Here is a 17720-nt window from a genome sequence, read left to right as displayed (position 1 = left end):
GCCGCGGGGCCTCCCCGCGGCGGTTTTCTTATGCGCCGCGATCGGGCATAGAGAGGCGATGACCCAGCCTCATCCAGCAGAGCGCATCGTCGTCCTGACCGGCGCCGGCATCAGCCGGGAATCGGGCCTGGAGACGTTTCGCGATGCCGACGGCCTGTGGAGCCGGCATGACATCAACGATGTCTGCACCCCGGAAGGGTTCCAGCGGGACCCGATGCTGGTCAGCCGCTTCTATAACGGGCGACGCGCGGAACTGGCGCATGTCGAACCCAACGCCGCCCATCGGGCGCTGGCGTACCTGGAACAGGCCGCACGCGACGGGCGCTGGGATGGCGAGATCCTGATCGTCACCCAGAATATCGACGACCTGCACGAACGCGCGGGCAGCCGCAATGTCGTGCATATGCATGGCGAATTGCGGCGCCTCCGCTGCATGTCCTGCGGTGCCACACCCGAATGGCTGGATGACTACCTGCCCCAGACCCCATGCCCGGCCTGCCACCGCCCCACCCTGCGGCCCGATATCGTCTGGTTCGGGGAGATTCCGATGCATATGGAGCGTATCCAGGCAGCCCTGGCCGCCTGCGACCGTTTCGTGACGATCGGCACATCCGGCACCGTCTATCCAGCAGCCGGCTTCATCGCCGAAGTCCGCGACCATGCCGACACGCTGGACATCAATCTGGAAGCCCCCGCCATCCCCGCCCTCTTCGACCGTACGCTGGTGGGGCCGGCGACCCGCATGGTTCCCCAATGGGTGGCCGAAACCCTGGGATCATGACGGAGCAGAACAAGGCGGCGGAGGATCTGGCCTCCCTGGTTGCACAGATACGGGCGTGCCGGGTCTGTGCCGACAGCCTGCCGCTGGGGCCACGGCCCGTCCTCCATGTCTCGACCACCGCCCGCCTGCTGATCGCCAGCCAAGCCCCCGGCACGCGGGTTCATGAAACCGGGATCTCGTTCAACGACGCCTCCGGCGACCGGCTGCGAGGCTGGCTGGGCATGGATCGCGAGACCTTCTACGATTCCAGCCGCATCGCCATCCTGCCGATGGGCCTGTGTTATCCGGGGCGCCTGCCCAAGGGCGGCGACCGGCCCCCTCGGCCGGAATGCGCCCCGCTGTGGCGGGCACGGCTACTGGACTGCATGCCCGATATCACCCTGACCCTGCTGGTCGGGTCCTACGCCCATGCGGCGGCCCTGGGGCCCGGCCGGGTGGAAGACCGGGTGCGCGATTTCCGCGCCTATCTCCCCCGCTATTTCCCGCTGCCGCATCCCTCGTGGCGCACCGGGGCCTGGGAACGCCGCACACCATGGTTCGCGGCAGAGGTGCTGCCGGCATTGCGCGCCGCCATCGCCCCCCTGCTGGCGGAACCCAAATAGGTCAGGACGCCGCCGCAGCGTGCATGATGGTGACAACCAGCCCCTCGATCCCGGCCGAGAGGATCTGCACGCCGATGCACAACAGGATCAACGCAGCCAGGCGCGAGACGATCCGCGCGCCGGTCACACCCAGCATCACGACCAGCCGCTCGGCATAGGCGTAGGCAAGCCAGACCGTGGCGGCCACCGCGATCGCGGCGACCGAGACAGCCAGGTAGAAGACGAGCCACGCCGGGGATGCCGGCCGCGAGGCGCTCAGGGCAATGGCAACCGCGATCGAACCAGGCCCCACCGTGAACGGCATGGTCATCGGGAAGAAGGCCATCTCCGTCCAGCTCGGAACGGCGACAGTTCGCCCGCCCTGCATGGCCTGCTTCTCCTTGCGCGCGGCAGCTTCCTCCGGTGCCTGGAGCAATGACCAGGCACGAACGGCGACCACCAGCCCGCCGGCGATGCGCAGCGAATCCACCGTGATGCCGAAGAAGGCGAGGATCGCGCTGCCGGCCCAGATCGAGGCGATCAGGAGCCCCGCCGAATAGAACGCGACCGTCCGGGCCAGCGCCAGGGATTCGCTCCGCTCCCGCCCTGCCGTCACCTGCGAAAAGATCAGGGAGGCACCGATCGGGTTGACGATCGAAAACAGGGCGGGAAACGCCAGCAGGAACGTATTGCTGAAGACCGAGAGCGCGTCCTTCCAGCCGAGGGAAGGAATGGCATGAAGAGCTGGGGACATCGGAACGCATTCCAGGGAGCGATCGTGCGGCAATGCCCGACCAGTCGCCACCAGTCGAAAGCCGCCTATCGTCTTTCCCAGACCGGCCCGCCAGTCAAGCCCCGTCCAGCCGGAGTGCGGGTGCGGCGCCAGCGGTCTGCATGACGGAAATGACATGCTGCACGCTCTGCGGCACGCAGCACAGATACAGATCGTCCCCGGTCTCTTCCACCAGCGGCCAGGATGTCAGGCCCAGATCGTTGTAGACATCCAGCATCGAGGCCCCAACCTGCCAGAATGCCGGCTGCCTGCGCTCCTGCACCGCCAGGTCACGCAACCACCAGATGGCCGAGGCACAGTCGGTCGATGCCCCGGCGGGATCACCCAGGCCAATCAGGAAATTCTCCGTCCTCAGGAACGGCAGCAGGGCCAGGCCGGACTCACCGGGGATCAGCCCGGCAGGCTGGATCGGCCCCAGATCGTCCGCCGCATGGTCCAGCGTGCGATATTCGGCCTCGCCTGCGCTATCCCAGGGCAGTACCGCGATCCGGCCGGGGCGAACCAGCCGGCCGATCATGACCAGGCCGAGCACGACGGCCAGCCCCATGACCCATTGCGCGACGCCGCGAGAGGCCGTGAACAACATCACTTCCCACCAGCTTCCGCCAACCTCGTCCTGCGGCCCCGAGCAGACCAGCACCAACACGCAGCCGATCAGCAGCACCAGCGACAGTCCGGTACGAAACGACAGCGGTTCGCTCAAGATCCGCGCATGCCGATAGTAGGAACTGCGGAACGGCGCGATCAGGACCGCCACCAGCCCCAGAATGCCCGGCACGGCCAGCGACGCCCCACGCAGCAGGGTCAGCGCGGCAGCCCCGACCAGCAGGCCCAATGTCAGTTTCCACGCCAGGGTCACACGCTGCGACAGGCCCACCGCCAGGCCGATCAGTGCCACCCCGATCAGCGACAGCAGATAGTCGCCCGCCACGCCCACCAGATGATGCAGGCCGCCGGCATTGCTCCAGGATGCGGGATCAAGGATCGTCAGCGCGATCAGCAGCGCGCCGCAGATCGAGACCGCCCCCGTCGCCACGACAACCGAGAAATCAGCCTCGCTCTCGCGGATCACATGGCTCGGCCGGACCTCGCGCGGTCCACGCCGGGGCGCACGAGGCGCCGCCTTGCGCGCCAGGGCGGCATCACCGCGCAGGAACAGCTCATGCCCCGCGAACATCAGCCCGGCGAGGAAGAGCGGGATGATGTAATAGAACAGCCGGAAGACCAGAATGGTGCTGACGATCTGCGACGGCGGCAGGTAAGCCCCCAGCGCGAGCATCATCGCACCATCGAACACGCCCAGCCCACCCGGCACGCTGGCCACCAGCCCGGCGGTGTAGGAAGCGATATAGATGGCCAGGAACACGCCATAGCCCAGCCCGATCCCCGGCGGCAGGAAGATGTAGGCAATCCCGGCCGTGGCGGCGACTTCGGCGGCCGCGACCAGCATCTGGGCAAACGCCATCGCCGGCCGAGGCAGCACGATGGTCCAGCGGCAGATCCGCACCTGCGTCAGCCACAGCCCCAGCATGATATAGACCGCCACCCCCGCCCACAGCAGCAGCCCGATCCCCGACAGGACCAGATGCGGCAGATGCGCCCCGATGACCGGAACCGCGCCGGGCTCCAGCAGCAGCACCGCACCGATCAGCGCCCCCGCCCCCAGCAGATAGGTCGCGGAACAGAAGGCAATGATCTGCGCGATATCGAACGGCCCCAGCCCCCAGTTGCCATACAGCCGAAAGCGCACCGCCGCCCCGGAGATCGCGGCAAAGCCCAGATTGTGCGAGAGGACATAGGAACAGAACGACGCGAAGGCCGCCCTGCGGAACGACAACCGGCGACCGACCTGCAAGACCGCCAGGCAATCGTAAAAGGACAGGATGAAATAGGACAGGATCGTGCAGCCGATCCCCAGCATCATGGTCGTGGCCGGTATCGTCCCCAGGGCCGCGCGGATGTCATCCCAATGCAGGTCCCGCACCTCGTGCTGGACCACGACGATCGCAGCGATCATCAGGCCCAGGCCCACGACATGCGGCAGGTGTCGCAACAGGCGTCGCCAGCCCGGTGTCGGCGGCGCCGGCTCCTCCGGCGGCAGGGAGCAATTCAGAACCATGAGAGAGCGAACCCGGCCATGGCAGAACTCATCGCCGGTGCGTCAACCGGCGACGACAGACGCGGTCCCCGCCGACGCCCGAAGCAGCGCCGCCTCGATCAGCGCCACGGTTTCCGCCACACCGTACAATCCGATGAAAATGCCGAATCGCGGCCCTTCCGTCTGGCCCAGCAGAACCTCGTACAGGCAGCCGAACCAGGTGCGCAGCGGTTCGAACCCATGGCGCTTGCCGATCTCGAAGACCAGGTTCTGCAGCGTATCGGGGTCCGCCGTCCCGGCATCCAGCCCACGCAGCATCTCCGCCAGATCCGCCAGCGCCGCACGCTCCCGCGCGTCGGGCTCGCGATAGGTCTTCGAAGGACGCACGAAATCCGCGTAATAGACGATCGCGTGATCCACCAGCCGCGCCAGCATCGGGCAGGTCTCGGGCGAGGCCGCCTCGTCATAGCGATGGATGAACTTCCACAGCACGTCAGGCGTCTCCGCGTTCGCCACGCTGGCCAGATTGAGCAGCATGGCGAAGGTCAGCGGGCTGCCCGCGCTGTCGTCGATCTTCCCGGCATGGATGAACCAGGCCGGATTGGACAGCAGCGCCGCATCATCCCCCTGCGTCCGGGCGCGTGCGACATTGGCCAGATATTCGTCCGCCGCCTTGGGAATGACGTCGAAGAACAGACGCTTCGCCCGCTGGGGCGCGTTGAACATATACTGGCCCAGGCTCTCGGCAGGCGCATAGCGCAGCCATTCCTCGACCGAGATGCCGTTGCCCTTGGACTTGGAGATCTTCTGGCCGTTCTCGTCCAGGAACAACTCATAGGTCAGGCCAGCCGGCGGCTCGCCGCCCAGGATGCGGCAGATCTTGCCCGACAGCTTCACACTGTCGATCAGGTCCTTGCCCGACATCTCGTAATCCACGCCCAGCGCGAACCAGCGCATGGCCCAGTCGGCCTTCCACTGCATCTTCGCATGGCCGCCGGTCACCGGGGTCTCGAACGTCTCGCCATCCTCGTCGGTCCAACGCACTGTCCCGGCAACGGGGTCGATGCCGTCCATGCGCACCTGCATCACCAGCCCGGTACGCGGATGAACCGGCAGAACGGGGGAGTAGGTCGCCCGGCGATCCGGGCCGAGGGTCGGGGCGATAACCGCGACGATCTCGTCATGCACCTCAAGCACCCGGCGCAGCGCCGCATCGAACCGGCCGCTGGCATAATACTCGGTGGAAGACGCGAATTCATATTCAAAGCCGAATCCGTCCAGGAACGAGCGCAGCCGTGCATTATTGTGCGCGGCGAACGATTCGTGCGTGCCGAACGGATCGGGAATGCGCGACAGCGGCTTGCCCAGATGCTGGCGCAGCATGTCGCCATTCGGCACATTGTCCGGCACTTTGCGCAGCGCATCCATATCGTCGGAAAAGGCGAGCAGCCGCGTCGACCGGCCCGTCAGGCGCGTATAGGCCTGCCGGACCCAGGAGGTCCGCGCGACCTCACCGAAGGTGCCGATATGCGGCAGGCCCGAAGGCCCATAGCCGGTTTCCAGCAGGGCGGGCGCATCGGCCGGCAGGGCCTTGCGTTCGACATGGGCGGCCAGCTTGGCCGCCTCTTCGAACGGCCAGGCCTTGGGCAGGGAAGCGGGGTCGAGACGGTTCTGATCGGACATGATGCGCCGGAAGCTATGAACTGAAACCTGATGGGTCAATCCATACCATACATCATCTGTCTGCCAGATGGGCGACAGACGGCGATTTGTCCCCTATATGTTCCCTTGATGGCCACACCGCCCCCCTCCCCGGACCTCCCGCCCGCCCTGGTGGCGCGCCACGGCACCTGTTCGCTGCTGACTCCAGACGGCGAGCTGCTGACCGTGCCGGGAGAGGAAGCCGCACGCCTGCTGCGCGACATGCCGCCGCCCATGGTCGTGCATGCACCGCTGACCGCACGCCGGCTGGGCCTTCCCCCGCTGCCCCAGCCCACACCATGGCTCGACCTGCTGGAACTGTTCCTGTTCGCCATGCCCGGCCGGACGGTCCCGCCCACGGCACGTGGGCTGGCATTGGCCCTGGGACTGGACGATGCGCGGATCGGCGGGGCAGAAGCCGACCTGCTGCCCGATCTCGCCGATATCCTGCTCGACCACATCGCCGCCCGACAGCCGACCCCGGCCGGCGAGGAAATGGCTGCGCTGGCGGTGCGGATGGACCATGCCGGCTGGGCATGGGGCCCCAGCGTGCTGGCGGCCCTGCATGCCACCCACCCGCTCCCGGCGGAAGCTCTGCAACCCGGCGATGCCATCCGCGTCTGGCGCCGCCTGCCGAAATGGGAGGAAACCGCCCCCCGCCCCGCCCCGTCCAGCCTGCCGGTGCCAATCACCGATGCCCGCCGCCGGCTGGCGGAAATGCTGGGCGCGCAGGCGGAAACCCGCGCCGGCCAAGCCGATTTCGCCGGCGCGGCCAGCGCCGCCTTCGCCCCGCGCCTGACACGGGGCGACCCGCACATGGTGCTGGCCGAAGCGGGAACGGGCACCGGCAAGACCCTGGGCTATGTCGCCCCCGCCAGCCTGTGGGCCGAACGCAATGGCGGCTCCGTCTGGATCAGCACCTATACACGGCACCTGCAACGCCAGATCGAAGGCGAACTGACGCGCCTCTACCCCGACCCGGCCATCCGGCGACAGCATGTCGTCCTGCGCAAGGGACGGGAGAATTATCTGTGCCTGCTGAACATGGAAGAGGCCGTGAATATCGCCGGCAATCGGGGCGGCCCGTCAGGCGGCATCGTCGCGCTGTCGCTGCTGGCCCGCTGGGCCGGTATCACCGCGGATGGCGACCTGATGGGCGGCGACCTGCCCGGCTGGTTCGGCGACCTGTTCGGGCGCGGCACCATCGCAGGCGTGGCGGACCGCCGGGGCGAGTGCATCCACGGCGCCTGCCCGCATTATCAACGCTGTTTCGTCGAACATTCGATCCGGCGCGCGCGCCAGGCCGACCTGGTCATCGCCAATCATGCGCTGGTGATGACCCAGGCCGCATGGCACGCCATGGGCGGTGACACCGCCTCGGACGAAGACAATATCCCCACCCGCTACGTGTTCGACGAAGGCCATCATGTGATGGACGCGGCCGATAGCGCCTTCTCCGTCGAACTCTCGGGGCTGGAAGCGGCGGAACTGCGCCGCTGGCTTCTGGGGGCGGAAGGGGCACGCTCCCGCGCCCGTGGCCTGAAACGCCGCCTGGACGATCTGGTAGTGGGGGATGCCAGGCTGGAATCCCCGCTGGATGCCGTCCTGCAGGCTGCCCACGCCCTGCCCGCGCCCGGCTGGTCGGGCCGTCTGGCCAACATGCTGCGCGCATCCACACCTGCACCACCCGCCGACGATCCGGCCTCGATAGCGGCGCCCTCTCCCGAGACCCTGCCCAATCCGTGCGAACAGTTCCTGCACCTGCTGGCCTGCCAGGTCCTGGCACGCAGCCGGGCCGGCGACCCCGCCCAGTCGCCTGCCATGCAGCAGGGCTCCATCGAATGCGACCTGCACCCGCTGGCCGAGAACGTGTCGCCGGCCGCAGCCACGCTGGCCCGGGCACTGGACCGGCTGTCGGTCGCCCTGCGCACCCTGGTCGATCGGCTGCTGGAGCGGCTGGATGACGAATCGGGCGAACTCGACCCCGCCACGCGCGAGCGGATCGAAGCCGCCGTGCGGACGATGCGCCGCCGCGCCCTGAGCCGTGTCGACGGATGGAGCGCGATGCTGCGCGCGATCGGCGAGACGCGTGACGACACCCAGCTCGGCGCCCCGCAATATGTCGATTTCATCCGCATGGACCGGCGCGAGGGACAACGACCCGGCGAGCAGGATGTCGGACTGCACCGCCACTGGCTGGACCCGACCATTCCCTTCGCCACCGTGCTGGCGGCGCCGGCGCACGGGGTCCTGCTCACCTCCGCGACCCTGCGCGACGAAAACGGAAGAGGCGACCCGGAGGAAGCCGAACGCGCATGGGAGGCCGCCGAGGCCCGGACCGGCGCCAGCCACCTCCCCTCGCCCGCGCTGCGGGCATCGCTGGCCAGCCCGTTCGATTACCGGCACCAGAGCCGCGCCTTCATCGTGACCGACGTGGCCCATGACGATATCGGCGCACTCGCCGCAGCCTATCGTACATTGTTCCTGGCGGCCGGTGGCGGAGGCCTGGGCCTGTTTACGGCGATTTCCCGCCTGCGTGCCGTGCATCGGCGCCTGTCGCAACCGCTGGAGGAAGCGGGCATCCCGCTTTATGCCCAGCATGTCGACGGCATGGATAACGCCACACTGGTCGATATCTTCCGTTCGGAAGAAAATTCGTGCCTGCTGGGTACGGATGCGATGCGCGACGGGGTGGATGTACCCGGCCGGTCGCTGCGTCTGGTGGTGTTCGAGCGCGTGCCATGGCCCCGCCCCGACATCCTGCATCGCGAGCGCCGCACGCATCTGTCGCACGGGGCGCCGGGCGAATATGACGACCGGATCGCGCGCCTGCGCCTGCGCCAGGCCTTCGGCCGACTGATCCGCAGCACCGGCGACCGGGGCGCGTTCGTCCTGCTCGACCGGCGGGCGCCATCACGGCTGATGTCGGCCTTCCCCGACGGCGTCGTCATCCGCCGGGCCGGCCTTGCCGAAACCGCGCGGGAACTGGAAGCATTCCTGCGCGCCTCGGCGGACGGGGAGCACGCAGGGCCCCCCGCCCCGTAATCTTGCCGTCAGAGCGGCTTGAGGTTCGATGCCGCCGCCTTGCCGCGCTCGGTCACGACGTCATAGCTGACGCGCTGGTTCTCATTCAGCCCCCGCAGGCCCGCCGCCTGGACGGCGGTGATGTGCACGAACACATCCTTGCCCCCGTCCTCGGGCATGATGAAGCCAAAACCCTTGGTTGCGTTGAACCACTTCACGGTACCCGTCGCCATAGTCACTTCGTCCCTTGTTGCCGGCATGATGCCGCTCGATCGATGTCCGTCCGACACGCGATACCCGACGGGCCCACCCGCCGACGATCAGCATCGATCCAGATGCGATTATGGGCGCACGAACCCTGCCGGTTTGTCAAACCATCCGAACGCCGGAAATTCTAAAAAACGAGCATGTCATGTCATCGCCATGCCGATCTTCCAGCCTCCGGAATGAGAGGATGCGAGACCCGAATCCCTGTTGTCGAACAAAAAAAGAGCCGCCCGCGAACGGACGGCCCTTCTTTTCTTGCCGAAACCGGCAGCATCCGGCCCGGGCGCGAAGCCCGGACCGGCAGGCTGATGGATCTTAGAAATCCATGTCGCCCATGCCGCCCATGCCGCCACCGGGAGCCGGCGGGGCCTTCTTTTCCGGCTTCTCGGCCACCATCGCTTCGGTGGTGATCAGCAGGCCGGCAACCGACGCCGCATCCTGCAGCGCGGTACGGACGACCTTGGTCGGGTCGATGATACCGGCCGCGACCAGATCCTTGTAATCGCCGATCTGGGCGTCGAAGCCATAGTTGTAGTCGCTGACTTCCAGCACCTTGCCGGCGATCACCGCACCGTCTTCGCCCGCATTGTGGGCGATCTGGCGCAGCGGAGCCTGCAGGGCCTTGCGGATGATCTCCGCACCGACGCGCTGGTCGGCATTGTGGAACTCCAGATGGCTCAGCGCGGTCGACGCACGCGCCAGCGCCGTGCCACCACCCGGAACGATGCCTTCCTCGACGGCGGCGCGGGTCGCATGCAGCGCGTCGTCGACGCGATCCTTGCGCTCCTTCACCTCGACCTCGGTCGAGCCGCCGACGCGGATGACGGCAACGCCACCGGCCAGCTTCGCCAGACGCTCCTGCAGCTTCTCGCGATCGTAGTCCGAGGAGGTCTCCTCGATCTGCGCGCGGATCTGCGAGCAACGGCCCTTGATGTCGTCGGATGCGCCGGCACCCTCGACGATCGTGGTGTTTTCCTTCTCGATCCGGACCTTCTTCGCGCGGCCCAGCATCGCCAGGGTCACGGTCTCCAGCTTGATGCCCAGATCTTCGCTGATCACCTGGCCACCGGTCAGGATCGCGATGTCTTCCAGCATCGCCTTGCGACGATCACCGAAGCCCGGCGCCTTGACGGCAGCAATCTTCAGGCCGCCACGCAGCTTGTTGACGACCAGGGTCGCCAGCGCTTCGCCATCGACATCTTCCGCCAGGATCAGCAGCGGACGGCCGGACTGCACAACGCTCTCGAGCAGCGGCAGCATCGGCTGCAGCGACGACAGCTTCTTCTCGTGGATCAGGATGTAGGGATTGTCCAGATCGGCAACCATCTTCTCCGCATTCGTGATGAAATACGGGGAGATATAGCCACGATCGAACTGCATGCCCTCGACGACGTCCAGCTCGGTGTGCAGGCCCTTGGCCTCTTCCACCGTGATGACGCCCTCGCTGCCGACCTTCTGCATGGCCTGCGAGATCATCTCGCCGATCTCATGCTCGCCGTTGGCGGAGATCGTGCCAACCTGCGCCGTCTCGGCCGGGGTCGTGATCTTCTTGGTGTTCTTCTTCAGCTCTTCGACGACGGCCTTGACGGCCTTGTCGATGCCGCGCTTCAGGTCCATCGGGTTCATGCCCGCGGCCACGGCCTTGGCACCCTCGCGGATGATGGCCTGGGCCAGCACGGTCGCGGTCGTCGTGCCGTCACCGGCGACGTCGTTGGTCTTCGAGGCCACTTCGCGCACCATCTGGGCGCCCATGTTCTCGAACTTGTCGGCCAGCTCGATTTCCTTGGCGACCGACACACCGTCCTTCGTGATGCGCGGCGCGCCGAAGCTCTTGTCGAGCACGACGTTCCGGCCCTTCGGGCCCAGGGTCACCTTCACCGCGTCGGCCAGAATGTCCACGCCCCGCAGCATGCGCTGGCGTGCGTCACCGCCGAACTTTACGTCCTTGGCTGCCATTTTAGAATTCTCCTGTGGGAAACTCGTCGATCAGAAAGGAAAGAGGAAGGACTTCAGGCGATCACGCCCATGATGTCGCTTTCCTTCATGATCAGCAGCTCCTCGCCATTGATCTTGACCTCGGTGCCCGACCACTTGCCGAACAGCACCTTGTCGCCCGCCTTCACGTCGAGGGCGACGATCTGTCCCTGCTCGTTCCGCGCGCCGGGGCCGACCGAGATGACCTCGCCCTCCATCGGCTTTTCCTTGGCGGTGTCGGGGATGATGATGCCGCCAGCCGTCTTCTCTTCGCCGGTCAGGCGACGGACGACCACACGGTCATGCAGGGGCCGAAAATTCGTCATTATGGATCGCTCCACATCAAAAAAGGTAACGCCCTTGAATAAGCAACGCCACCGGGTTGGCACGCGCGCCAGAGCCGCGTCGCTTTAGCACTCTCCTTGCGAGAGTGCCAACAAACAGGTAGGTGCCCACCCCGCCCATGTCAACGCTTTGGCAGCACTTTCTTTCGATGACTGCCAAGTTTCTGGGAATAAAGAATTTTTGTTGAAATGCGCCCGGCCGATCCCGCAGGCTGACGATGTATCCACAACCGTCGATCCCGCACCGAGGTGTCCATGTCCTTGCGGCTCCAGCTCAACGACTACCGCCTGACGACCGCCGAGATCCTCTATCGCCTTCCCGACCATCCGACCCTGCTCCAGACCTATATCTGGCAGGAACTCGATCTGGCGCCGTCCTATCCGCAGCTCCGCCGGTTTCTCGATTTCTGGACCCGTTCGCTGGAGGGCCAACTGCACTCGGTCAAGGTGGCGCAGCAGGCCCTGATCGGCCCTCCGGCACTGCGCCATGCCTCGACCTGTCTCACATTACATTGACCGCCCAACATTGACAGCACAGGGCTGGCAGGCCGCCAGGGTCATGTCAGCCCTGCCCGTCCCGCTCGGTCCCGGAGGGCAGCCGCGCGCCATCCAGCGTGCGCCGGGCCCGATCGGCCTCCTGCCGGTCGCGATCGCGCTCGGCGGCCGTCCTGCCATGCAGGGCGCGGTTCGTCGCCGCCACGGCGGCCTGTTCCGCGCGGGCCTTACGCTTGCGCGCCAGCCGCAGATTGACGATCTCAGCCATGGCGCCACTCTACCGGCCATCGTTGGCACAGAAAAGGACCCGCCCATGAGCCAGACCATTACCCTGACCGCCTCGGACGGTCACACGCTTTCCGCCTACAGTGCCGGCCCGGCCGATGCCTCCCGCGCGCTGGTGGTGGTGCAGGAGATTTTCGGCGTCAATCACCATATCCGCACGGTTGCCGACGCCTTCGCCGCCGAGGGATACCGCGTCATCGCCCCGGCCCTGTTCGACCGCGCGGAACGCGGTGTGGAACTGGCCTACGATCAGGAGGGGGTACAGAAGGGCCTTAAACTGCGCGCCGCAATCCCGCCCGAAGACACATTGCTCGATATCGTCGCCGCCGCACGGGCGCTGGGGCTGGAACCGGCCCATACCGGCATCATCGGCTATTGCTGGGGCGGCACGCTCGCCTGGCAGGCTGCCTGCCGGACCGACAGTTTCGGGGCGGCGGTCGGATGGTATGGCGCCGGCATCGCCGCCGAGCGGAACCTGCTCCCCCGCTGCCCGGTGGAACTGCATTTCGGCGAGACCGACGGATCGATCCCGCTTTCCGATATCGCTGCCATCCGTGCCGCCCATCCTGATCTGCTGATCTACATCTACCCCGATGCCGGGCATGGGTTCGGCTGTTCAGAACGCGCCAGCTTCAATGCTCCGGCGGCGGAACTGGCCCAGACCCGCAGCCTGGCCTTCTTCGACCGGCAGCTCTGAGCCTCCCAACGGCAGCCGCCTTGCAGCCAGCATGATACCTGCAGAAATATCACGAATATGTGTTGGTCAGCCACATAGGGAACATGACCTTCTGCTTCTCATCACAAGATCGCCCGGCGCGGATCACATCATCAGTCAAAATATTTGCATCGACGCACATAACCGCCGGGCATGTCTCGCGTTCACGTCGTTGACGGGCAAGATGCCCTTGAACTGTTGATGAGCGAACCGAGGCAATAGGCGGATCATGCCGAATCTGGTGCTGGACGGGTGCAAGCCGACATCTGCGACGGGGCGGCGCTACGTGCGATCCTTACCACACACTGTTCCGACAGCGTGATGTATCTGGGACACAAGGAAGCACGACATTTGCAAGACATCGACACGCGCTACGGGGCGTTCAGAATCCCCACGGCAGAAGATGACCTTATCGGCCGTTTTCTTGCCCATTATGGCGAATGGGCATGGGATGAAGTCTCCTTCGTCGCCTCCATAGTGCCGGAGAACGCACGGATTCTGGATATCGGCGCGTGCTTCGGTACCTTCGGCCTTGGCATCTCGTTGCTGCGCAAGATTTCCCATGTCTGTTTCGTAGACGCCAATCCGGCAGTCATTCCCTTCCTGACCCATAACGTCGCCAGCAACGCACGCATCCCCCATACCATCAAGGAGAATTTGATCGGGAGGGCGGGTATGAAGGTGGCCGCTGCTCATGGCGATCCAGGCAACATTGGGGCCACATCCTTTACCCCCGACGCGTCGGTCCAGACCTCGCAACCCACAGTGCCGGCAATCAAGGAGCTGTCCGATCTCTGGCAGGAGGAGGGACCGTTCGACTTGATCAAGATCGATGCGGAGGGAATGGAACTCAGCATCCTCGACAGCCATGCCCGCCTCCTCTCCCAAGGCCAGGTAACCCTCTGGCTGGAATGCAATGAGGATGCCCAGTCCCTCGCGCTCTGCGAACGATTATTATCCTGGGGTCTTGAGGTCTTCTACTTCGCCTTCCCCAGCCACAATCCGGAAAATTTCCGTCACGCGGCCACCCCGATCTTTCCCTTCGCCTTTGAAGCCGGCCTGCTGGCTGCCCCCCGCTTCCAGCCGGTCCTGGACGAAAAACTGCGCGCCCATAACTGCATCCTGCGCACGATCAGCAGCGTGGCGGACCTGCGGGAAGCATTATGGGAGACCCCCCGCTGGGGCATGCCGGAATGGGAGGGCAAGGACGTCCCGGCCGTCGCGGCTCGGGCCGGACATTACATGCGCGGCGAAGATTTCGAGACCTTCCTGGCGCCCGGCTGGCATAATGGCGAATTGATCGGAGACAGAATTACAGCACTGGAGCGTTCTGCGCGCGACGCCCTGCGCGAAGCTCATGAACAGAACACGATCCAACAGCAGGCACTGAACGATTTTTCAGCACGCTACCAGGATCTGACAGACAGCTTCGTGCACGAGCAGACAGCCCATGCCGCGGCCCAGGCGCACAATCAGGAACTGGTTGACGCACTCGCGCATCGAGCCGGCGCACTCACGGCAGCACAGGCGCACAATCAGAAGCTGGTCGACGCACTCGCGCATCGTGCCCGCGCACTGACGGCAGCCGAGGCGCAAATCCAGCGCCTTGAGAGAGAACTTGCCGCCACGACGGCCCATATGCTCGATCCGATCGCCGAAGCCGGAAAGTATCTGGAAAGCACGATCCGCGATGATCTCAGAGACAAGGAATTACAACTCGACCAAATGCAATCTCTGGTCGATTACCACTCCGGGCAGACCATTGTTCTACAAGATGTACATCAACAGCTACAAAATCGAATCAGGGACATCGAAATCAGTACGATCTGGCGGGTAACATCGCCGATGCGGCAGATTGCCGAGAAGCATCCGACGATCCAGAAGCTAGCCCGCGCAGGACGCCGCGTCGCGGCCAGCATTCGCAATAAATATTTCAAGAACTGAACGAAGCGCCAACCTGGGATCGGGCCATGAACGACCATATTGCGGCTCTCGAACATTTCTTCGACAGAACATTTTACCTTCGTTCCTATCCCGATGTGGCGGAACTGCGCATCGACCCGCTGGAACATTATTGCGCGACTGGCTGGCGAGAGGGCCGCAACCCCAGCATCTCCTTCGATACGGGCTTCTACCTGCAGCGAAATCCCGACGTCGCCAAAGCCGGGATAAACCCCCTGCATCACTATGTCTTCGCTGGCCGACATGAAGGACGAAAAGCCATTCCCCCTTTGCGGGACATGCGCGCACGCGTCCAGAATAGCTTCCGGGCAAAGTTGGATATAAACCCGGCCCCCACGATACCAGACGAGGGCGTCCTGTCGGCAGGGCGCCTGTCCAGCCTGTTGCAAGCCGGATTCCTCGATGGACCGACCATCCTGTCGGTCAGTCATGACGACTACCGCAAGAATGTCGGTGGCGTGCAGAAGCTGATTTCGGTCGAGCAGGCGACCTGCTCGGAGCATTCATGGAATTATCTGCATCTGTCTCCTGCCTGCCCCCGACTGGGCTTGGCCGGTCAGGTCCCAGGGCTGCCGGTCGCCTTGTCCGTTTGCCTGAATGGCACGAGACTGGGCAACGCCACGCCGGCCAGCCTGATCCAGGCACTTGTCCACGCCCGGCCGAAAGGCCATCCGGTTCACGCCGTCATCCACCATCTCATGGGCCATGCTCCCGAGGATATCGGCGACATCATTCAGGCCGTATGTCACGATCGCATCATTGTCTGGACCCACGATTTCTTCACCCTCTGCAGCAGTGTCCAACTGCTGCGCAACGATACCGTCTATTGCCATGCGCCGCCCTCCCACTCGATGGCCTGCGGAATCTGTAGCCATGGCGAGGATCGGCCCGCTTTCCTGGCCCGCATCGAGGCCTTTTTCACGCGCTTCACGCCATGCGTCATGGCGCCATCCGAAGCCGCGCTGGCCCTCTGGCTGAAGCATGCTTCCTTTTCTCATGCCATTGCCCTGGCTCGTCCACTTGGCCGATTGCTGCTCAGTGACTCGCACATTCCGTTCGAAACGGGCATCACCGGGCGTCCGATCAGGATCGCCTTCCTCGGTCAGCGAGCCTACCCGAAAGGATGGCCGGTCTTCCAGAATCTGGCCCAGCATTTCCAGAACGATCCTCGCTATGAATTCCATCATATCGGACTGGCGCATTCCGTTCCTGCGGCGGGGCACATTATCTATACACAAGTCAATATTGCCCCTGACGGGCCAGATGCCATGATCAGGGCCGTCGTCGCCCGAAACATCGACGTGGTCGTCAACTGGTCGCTTTGGCCCGAGACCTTCTGCTACGCAGCCTACGAGGCTCTGGCCGGCGGCGCCTTCCTGCTGGCACCCGACGGAGAAGGCAACGTTCCCGTCCTCCTGCGCCGCTCTGCCCCCGGACAGGGTCTTCTTCTGGAAAGCGAAGACGAACTGGTGGCGCTTCTCGCCACCGGCAAATTATCGAACATTCTGAAACTTTCCAGCCGCCAACGCGGCTATCTCCTGGCCGAGGAGGGTAGCATCGCCTGGCTCCGCGATCAGCGCGAACAAGAAATGACCAGCCGTTCAGAGCTCTTGTCTGAGGTGCAGGATGACTAAAGTACAATGCTTCACAAGTGCTTCGTTTTCCTATCTCGATCGCGTCCGCGTTCTGGGCGAGACCCTGCATCGCCATCATCCGGACTGGGCGTTCACGTTCTGCCTGTCAGATATCGAACCCGAAGGGTTCGTCTTCAACCTGGATGAAGAGCCAATCGATGCCCTCGTCCGCATCGGGGAGCTCGGAATACCCAATCTCGATTCATGGATGTTCGAACATGACATCGTCGAACTCTGCACGGCCGTAAAGGGAAAGATGCTCTGCCGCCTGCTGGAGCAGGGTGCTGAAAAAATCGTCTATATTGATCCTGACATCGCGATTTTCGCGGATCTGACGGATATCGAACGTGCATTGGATACCCATAACGTCATCCTGACGCCTCATCAGCTGCGGCCGGACACCAGCGAGATCGCCATTCGGGACAACGAAATCGGCTCCCTGAAATTCGGAATCTACAATCTTGGCTTCGTGGCCGTATCCGGGCGCCCCGAAGGTCGGCGTTTCGCCGAATGGTGGCGTGACCGGCTCCTTTCCTTCTGCTTTGACGACGTTCCCAACGGGTTGTTTACCGATCAAAAATGGTGCGATCACGTTCCCGCATTCTTTGACGACGTGCTGATCCTGCGTGATCCGGGCTATAATGTTGCCAGCTGGAATCTCAGCCAGCGTCCGATTGCAATTGATTCCAACGGCGTCATTCGCGCCGCCGACAGCGTACTGCGCTTCTTTCACTTCACCAAGGTCACATGGGCCGGCGAAGTCATGCTGGAACGCTATTGCGGCAACCGTATCGAAGTCTTCGAACTGATGTATTGGTACCGGGACCAGTTGGCGCAAAAGGCACCAAAGGGCCTGCCGGAACGCTGGTGGGCCTTCGCCCGTTACGAGAGCGGCAACCCGATCCCTCCCCAGCACAGGCTGGCTTATCGACAGGATGGCGCTCTCCGGCGGCAATTCCCCCACCCGTTCTCCAGCGGCGCAAACTCATTCGAAAATTTCATGAAGGAACGGGAAGTACGCTGATATTGCGGCGACAGAAGGAAACGGCGCATGCCATCCATGCCC

General features: G+C 64.6%; 15 protein-coding genes. 8 read left to right on the top strand and 7 right to left on the bottom strand.

Features of this window, described 5'->3' with window-relative positions; all coding sequences use genetic code 11:
• The first annotated feature begins 58 nt into the window (after positions 1-58).
• The gene (locus HLH35_RS11805; RefSeq protein WP_182979319.1) at positions 59-781 is read left to right on the top strand and encodes an NAD-dependent deacylase; all 723 of its coding nucleotides are present in this window, start codon (positions 59-61) and stop codon (positions 779-781) included.
• Positions 778-1383 (top strand): uracil-DNA glycosylase family protein, encoded by a 606-nt coding sequence (locus tag HLH35_RS11800; RefSeq protein ID WP_182979318.1) that lies wholly within the window; start codon positions 778-780, stop codon positions 1381-1383. The genes HLH35_RS11805 and HLH35_RS11800 overlap by 4 nt, the downstream gene beginning before the upstream one ends.
• 1 nt (position 1384) lies before the next feature.
• Here the strand turns inward: HLH35_RS11800 and HLH35_RS11795 are convergent, their stop codons facing one another.
• The 3 genes from HLH35_RS11795 to HLH35_RS11785 form a co-directional block, all read right to left on the bottom strand.
• Positions 1385-2116: a MarC family protein gene (locus HLH35_RS11795; RefSeq protein WP_182979317.1), complete on the bottom strand. Its 732-nt coding sequence runs from the start codon at positions 2114-2116 to the stop codon at positions 1385-1387.
• A gap of 94 nt (positions 2117-2210) precedes the next feature.
• Positions 2211-4274, bottom strand: coding sequence for a lysylphosphatidylglycerol synthase domain-containing protein (locus tag HLH35_RS11790; RefSeq protein WP_182979316.1), 2064 nt, complete (start codon positions 4272-4274; stop codon positions 2211-2213).
• A gap of 42 nt (positions 4275-4316) precedes the next feature.
• Positions 4317-5936 (bottom strand): lysine--tRNA ligase, encoded by a 1620-nt coding sequence (locus HLH35_RS11785; protein ID WP_182979315.1) that lies wholly within the window; start codon positions 5934-5936, stop codon positions 4317-4319.
• Positions 5937-6044: 108 nt separating this feature from the next.
• Between HLH35_RS11785 and HLH35_RS11780 the strand changes: the two genes are divergently transcribed.
• The gene (locus HLH35_RS11780; protein ID WP_182979314.1) at positions 6045-8999 is read left to right on the top strand and encodes an ATP-dependent DNA helicase; all 2955 of its coding nucleotides are present in this window, start codon (positions 6045-6047) and stop codon (positions 8997-8999) included.
• Positions 9000-9007: 8 nt separating this feature from the next.
• Here the strand turns inward: HLH35_RS11780 and HLH35_RS11775 are convergent, their stop codons facing one another.
• The 3 genes from HLH35_RS11775 to HLH35_RS11765 form a co-directional block, all read right to left on the bottom strand.
• Positions 9008-9211, bottom strand: coding sequence for a cold-shock protein (locus tag HLH35_RS11775; RefSeq protein ID WP_012225746.1), 204 nt, complete (start codon positions 9209-9211; stop codon positions 9008-9010).
• A gap of 349 nt (positions 9212-9560) precedes the next feature.
• Complete coding sequence (gene groL / locus HLH35_RS11770) at positions 9561-11201, bottom strand: chaperonin GroEL (RefSeq protein WP_182965596.1); 1641 nt, start codon at positions 11199-11201, stop codon at positions 9561-9563.
• Positions 11202-11254: 53 nt separating this feature from the next.
• A complete protein-coding gene (locus HLH35_RS11765) occupies positions 11255-11545 on the bottom strand; it encodes a co-chaperone GroES (protein WP_114726807.1) in 291 nt (96 codons plus the stop codon).
• A 273-nt stretch (positions 11546-11818) separates the two neighbouring features.
• Here HLH35_RS11765 and HLH35_RS11760 point away from each other — a divergent pair, with 273 nt between their 5' ends.
• Positions 11819-12079: an usg protein gene (locus HLH35_RS11760; protein ID WP_182979313.1), complete on the top strand. Its 261-nt coding sequence runs from the start codon at positions 11819-11821 to the stop codon at positions 12077-12079.
• A gap of 46 nt (positions 12080-12125) precedes the next feature.
• Here the strand turns inward: HLH35_RS11760 and HLH35_RS11755 are convergent, their stop codons facing one another.
• Positions 12126-12326 carry a DUF4169 family protein gene (locus HLH35_RS11755; protein ID WP_182979312.1) on the bottom strand — a complete coding sequence of 67 codons (201 nt, stop codon included), beginning with the start codon at positions 12324-12326 and terminating at the stop codon, positions 12126-12128.
• 45 nt (positions 12327-12371) lie between these two features.
• Between HLH35_RS11755 and HLH35_RS11750 the strand changes: the two genes are divergently transcribed.
• The 4 genes from HLH35_RS11750 to HLH35_RS11735 all read left to right on the top strand — a co-directional run bounded on the left by HLH35_RS11750 (position 12372) and on the right by HLH35_RS11735 (position 17678).
• Entirely contained in the window at positions 12372-13040 is a 669-nt protein-coding gene (locus HLH35_RS11750; RefSeq protein WP_182979311.1) for a dienelactone hydrolase family protein, read from the top strand.
• A 369-nt stretch (positions 13041-13409) separates the two neighbouring features.
• Positions 13410-15002 (top strand): FkbM family methyltransferase, encoded by a 1593-nt coding sequence (locus tag HLH35_RS11745; RefSeq protein WP_182979310.1) that lies wholly within the window; start codon positions 13410-13412, stop codon positions 15000-15002.
• A 26-nt stretch (positions 15003-15028) separates the two neighbouring features.
• Positions 15029-16654: a glycosyltransferase family protein gene (locus HLH35_RS11740; RefSeq protein WP_182979309.1), complete on the top strand. Its 1626-nt coding sequence runs from the start codon at positions 15029-15031 to the stop codon at positions 16652-16654.
• The gene (locus HLH35_RS11735) at positions 16647-17678 is read left to right on the top strand and encodes a hypothetical protein (protein ID WP_182979308.1); all 1032 of its coding nucleotides are present in this window, start codon (positions 16647-16649) and stop codon (positions 17676-17678) included. The genes HLH35_RS11740 and HLH35_RS11735 overlap by 8 nt, the downstream gene beginning before the upstream one ends.
• The last annotated feature ends 42 nt before the right edge of the window (positions 17679-17720 follow it).

This window comes from Gluconacetobacter asukensis (genome assembly GCF_014174375.1).
Classification (GTDB): domain Bacteria; phylum Pseudomonadota; class Alphaproteobacteria; order Acetobacterales; family Acetobacteraceae; genus Gluconacetobacter; species Gluconacetobacter asukensis.
Note: the sequence above shows the minus strand (reverse complement) of the source record. Positions and strands in the feature narration are given on the sequence as shown.